The 4,843-nt window shown below is 71.7% G+C and carries 1 protein-coding gene; it reads right to left on the bottom strand.

All coding sequences use genetic code 11. The annotated features are described in order from the left end of the window. The coding region (locus tag GBN72_RS08260) for a type I polyketide synthase (RefSeq protein ID WP_151771927.1) at window positions 1-4,843 on the bottom strand (4,843 nt) is incomplete at both ends.

Raw genomic sequence — 4,843 nt, forward strand, 5'->3', positions numbered from 1 at the left:
TCGGGTGGCGACGACCAGACGCTGGTCCTGCTCGTCGGCGGTGAGCCATTCCTGCAGCCGGGCCAGGACGTCGGTGAGGACGGTCTGCACGGCCGTCGGGACGTCACCGTCGATGGTGCTGGCGGGGACTTCGAGGATGTCCGCACTGCTGGTGGTGTTCGGGGCAGGGGTGGGGAGGGTGCGCCAGTCGAGGTGGAAGAGGGAGTCGTGGGTGGGGGTGGTGTCGAGTTGTTCGGCCGTGACGGGGCGCAGGGTGAGGGTGTCGATACGGCCGAGGGGCGTGCCGGTGGCGTCGGCCAGGTCGAGGGCGATCCCGCCGTTGGTGGTGGTGATGCGGGTGCGCAGGACCGGTGAGCCGACCGCGCTCAGGTGCACGCTGGTGAAGGCGAAGGGCAGTCCGGGGCCGTCGATTCCGGTGGGCAGGCCGCTGATGCCGATGGCGTGGAGGGCGGCGTCCAGCAGGGCGGGGTGGATCCCGAAGCGGCCGGCTTCCGCCCACGCCTCCTGGGGCAGCGCGACCTCCGCGAACACCTCCTGCTTCCTGCGCCACACGCCGCGCAGGCCCTGGAACACCGGGCCGTAACCGAACCCGGCATCCGCGAGGACCTCGTACAGGCCCTCCACCGAGACGGGTTCCGCCTGACGCGGCGGCCACTCGGTGAGCGCAACACCCGCCGCGACCGGCGCGGTCGGGGTGAGGTAGCCGGAGGCGTGCCGGGTCCAGATGCCGTTGTGATCGCCCGCGGGCGAGGAGTGGATGGTGACCGGACGGCGTCCGTCAGGCTCAGTCGTGGAGACCATGACCTGGACCGCGACCGCCCCGTGCTCGGGGAGCACGAGAGGGGCCTCGAGGGTGAGGTCGTCCAGGACGCCGCAACCGAGGCGGTCACCGGCGTGCAGGGCCAGCTCCACGAACGCGGTTCCGGGCAGCAGCACCGTCCCGAACACAGCGTGATCGGCCAGCCAGGGGTGCGTGTCCAGCGAGAGCCGGCTGGTGAGGACGAGTCCGTCGCCGTCCGCGAGCAGCACCTCGGCAGCCAGCAAGGGGTGCCCAGCGGTACGGAGGCCGAATCCGGTCGGATCACCGGCTGCGGATCCCGAACGGAGCCAGAACTCTTCGTGCTGGAAGGCGTAGGTGGGGAGGTCGACGCGTCGGGGGTTGGTGCCGGTGTAGTAGGCCGCCCAGTCGACGGTGGTGCCGTGGGTGTGGAGTTCGGCGAGGGCGGTGACGACGGCGTCGGTCTCGGCCCGGTTCTTCCGCAGGGCCGGCACGAACGCGGCCTCGGCCACGCTTTCCTGGGCCATGGCGGACAGAACCCCGCCCGGGCCCAGCTCCAGGTAGGTGCTCACGCCCTGGGCGTCCAGATGGCTGATGCCATCCGCGAACCGGACTGCCTGGCGGACGTGGTTCACCCAGTAGTCGGCGGTCAGCAACTCCTCACCCGCCGTCTCACCGCTCAGGTTGGAGACGATCGGAATGCGGGGCGCGTGGAAGGTGGCCGACTGGAGGAGGGTGCGGAACTCGTCGAGCATGGGTTCCATGCGCGGCGAGTGGAAGGCGTGGCTGACCCGCAGCCGCTTCGACTTCTCGAACCGGTCAGCGATCGCCAGTACTTCGTCCTCGTCGCCGGAGATGACGACCGAGGTGGGCCCGTTCAGGGCGGCGATGGAGACGTTGTCCGTGAGCAGGGGCAGGATCTCGTCCTCGGTCGCCTGGACGGCGACCATTGCCCCGCCTTCGGGCAGGGCCTGCATCAGCCGGCCGCGTGCGGCGACCAGAGCGGCAGCGTCCTCGAGGGACCAGACGCCGGCGACGTGCGCGGCGGCCAGCTCACCGATGGAGTGGCCGAGGAGGTAGTCGGGGGTGACGCCCCAGTGCTCGACCAGCCGGAAGAGGGCCACCTCGACCGCGAACAGACCAGCCTGCGTGTAGACGGTCCTGTCCAGCAGGTCCGACTCCGTGTCGAAGACCAGGTCCTTCACCGGCCGGTCCAGGTGCCTGTCCAGCTCCGCGCACACCGCGTCGAACGCCTCGGCGAACACCGGGAACGCCTCGTACAGCTCCCGGCCCATCCCCGCCCGCTGCGAGCCCTGGCCGGAGAACAGGAACGCCGAACGCCCACTCATGGCCGTGCCCCGGACCACACCGGGCGCGGTGCCGCCGGAGACCAGGACCTCCAGCCCCCGGACGAAGTCCTCCCGGCCCGCCGCCACCACGGCGGCCCGGTACTCGAAGTGCGAGCGGGTGGAGACCAGGGACCAGCCGTTGTCGCCGGTCGACGTCTCCTCGTCCTCACGCACCCGCGACAACAGACGCCGCGCCTGACCGGCCAGCGCCTCCGGCGACTTCGCCGACAGCACCCACGGCACCACCGGAAGCTCGACCGTCGGCTCCACCTCCGCCACCGGCTCCTCACCGGCAGCGGCCTCGAGAATCACGTGCGCGTTCGTCCCGCTCACACCGAACGACGACACACCCGCACGACGCGGCCGGTCACCCGCCTCCGGCCACTCCCGCGCCTCCGTCAGCAGCTCGACTGCTCCGGCGGCCCAGTCGACCTTCGACGAGGGCTGTGCGGCGTGGAGGGTGGGCGGCAGGACGCCATGACGCATGGCCATGACCATCTTGATGATTCCGGCGACGCCCGCGGCGGCCTGGGTGTGGCCCAGGTTCGACTTCAGCGAGCCGAGCCACAGCGGCCGGCCGTCCTCCGGGCGCTCCTGACCGTAGGTCGCCAGCAGCGCCTGCGCCTCGATCGGGTCGCCGAGGGTGGTGCCGGTGCCGTGGGCCTCGACGGCGTCGACGTCGGCGCCGGTCAGACCCGCGTTGGCGAGGGCGGCGCGGATGACGCGCTGCTGGGCGGGGCCGTTGGGGGCGGTGAGGCCGTTGCTCGCGCCGTCCTGGTTGACGGCGGAGCCCCGGACGACCGCGAGGACCTGGTGGCCGTTGCGGCGGGCGTCCGAGAGCCGCTCCACGAGGAGCATGCCGACGCCCTCGGACCAGCCCGTGCCGTCAGCGTCGTCGGAGAACGACTTGCAGCGGCCGTCGGCGGCCAGGCCACCTTGACGCTGGAAGTCCAGGAAGGCGGTGGGCGTGGCCATGACGGTCACACCACCGGCGAGGGCCATGTCGCACTCGCCGGAGCGCAGCGCCTGCGCGGCCAGGTGCAGGGCGACCAGGGACGACGAGCACGCCGTGTCCACCGTCACCGCCGGACCTTCCAGGCCCAGGGTGTAGGCGATGCGACCGGTGACGACACTGCCGGTGTTCCCGATGCCGAGGAACGCTTCCACGCCCTCCGGAACGGAGTTCGGGGACATCGCGTAGTCGTGGTACATGAGGCCGGCGAAGACGCCGGTGCGGCTGCCGCGCAGGGTGGTGGGCGCGATGCCCGCCTGCTCCATGGCTTCCCATGAGGACTCGAGCAGCAGCCGCTGCTGCGGGTCCATGGCCAGGGCCTCACGCGGCGAGATCCCGAAGAAGCCGGGGTCGAAGCGACCGGCCTCGTGGAGGAAGCCTCCCTCAAGGGCGAGTTCCTGGTGGTCGGGATCCGTGTCGAGCAGGGTGTCGAGGTCCCAGCCGCGGTTGGTGGGGAAGGTGGAGATGCCGTCGGTGGCGGTGGCGACGAGGTTCCAGAGGTCGTTGGGGTTGGTGATGCCGCCGGGGTAGCGGCAGGCCATGCCGACGATGGCGATGGGTTCGTCGTCGGTGGTGCTGGTGGTGGGGTTGGTGGTGTGGGGGGTGGTGGTGTTGGTGGGGAGGAGTTCGGTTTCGATGTGGTGGGCGAGGAGGGTGGGGTTGGGGTGGTCGAAGACGAGGGTGGCGGGGAGGCGGAGGCCGGTGACGGTGTTGAGGCGGTTGCGGAGTTCGACGGCGGTGAGGGAGTCGAAGCCGAGTTCGGTGAAGGCGCGTTCGGCGGGGATGGTGTCGGGTGTGTCGTGGCCGAGGACGGCGGCGATCTCGGCGCGGACGGTGTCGAGGAGGAGGCGGGTGCGTTCGGGGGTGGGGAGGGTGAGGAGTCGTTGGGCGAGGGCGGAGGCGTGGCCGGTGCCGGTTTGTGCGGTGCGGCGGCTGGGGGTGCGGATGAGGCCGCGCAGCAGTGCGGGCACGGCCGGGGCCTTGCGGAAGGCCGCCAGGTTCAACCGGACCGGCGCCACCGCCGGAACACCCGACACCACACCCGCATCGAACAGGCCCAAGCCCTGTTCGTGCGTGAACGGCGCGATACCGCTCCGACTCATCTTCTCCGCGTCGGCGGCAGCCAGTTGCAGCATGCCGCTATCGGCCCAGGGGCCCCAGGCGAGGGAGGTGGCGGGCAGACCGGTGGTGTGGCGGTGGGTGGCGAGGGCGTCGAGGAAGGCGTTGGCGGCGGCGTAGTTCGCCTGACCTGCCGAACCCAGCACACCCGCCGCGGAGGAGTAGAGGACGAAGAAGGCGAGGTCCAGGTCGGCGGTCAGCTGGTGCAGGTGCCAGGCGGCGTCCGCCTTGGGCCGCAGCACCGTGGCCAGCCGCTCGGGGGTCAGTGACTCCAGAACACCGTCGTCGACGACACCCGCGGCGTGGACCACACCGGCAAGGCCAGGGCCGTCGGCCGCGGTCAGTTCACCGACCAGTGCGGCCAGGGCGTCGCGGTCGGTGACGTCGCAGGACGCCCACCGCACGTCGGCACCCAGTTCCTGCAGCTCCTCCACCAACGCGGTGGAGGGGCGGCGGGAGACCAGGACGAGGTCCCGCACACCGTGGGTGGTGACGAGGTGCCGGGCGACCAGACCGCCCAGCGCACCGCCGGCACCGGTGACCAGTACGGGGCCGGTGACCGGCGGGAGCGCGGCTTCGGCCGGA

Source organism: Streptomyces abyssomicinicus (assembly GCF_008974245.1).
GTDB classification, from domain to species: domain Bacteria; phylum Actinomycetota; class Actinomycetes; order Streptomycetales; family Streptomycetaceae; genus Streptomyces; species Streptomyces abyssomicinicus.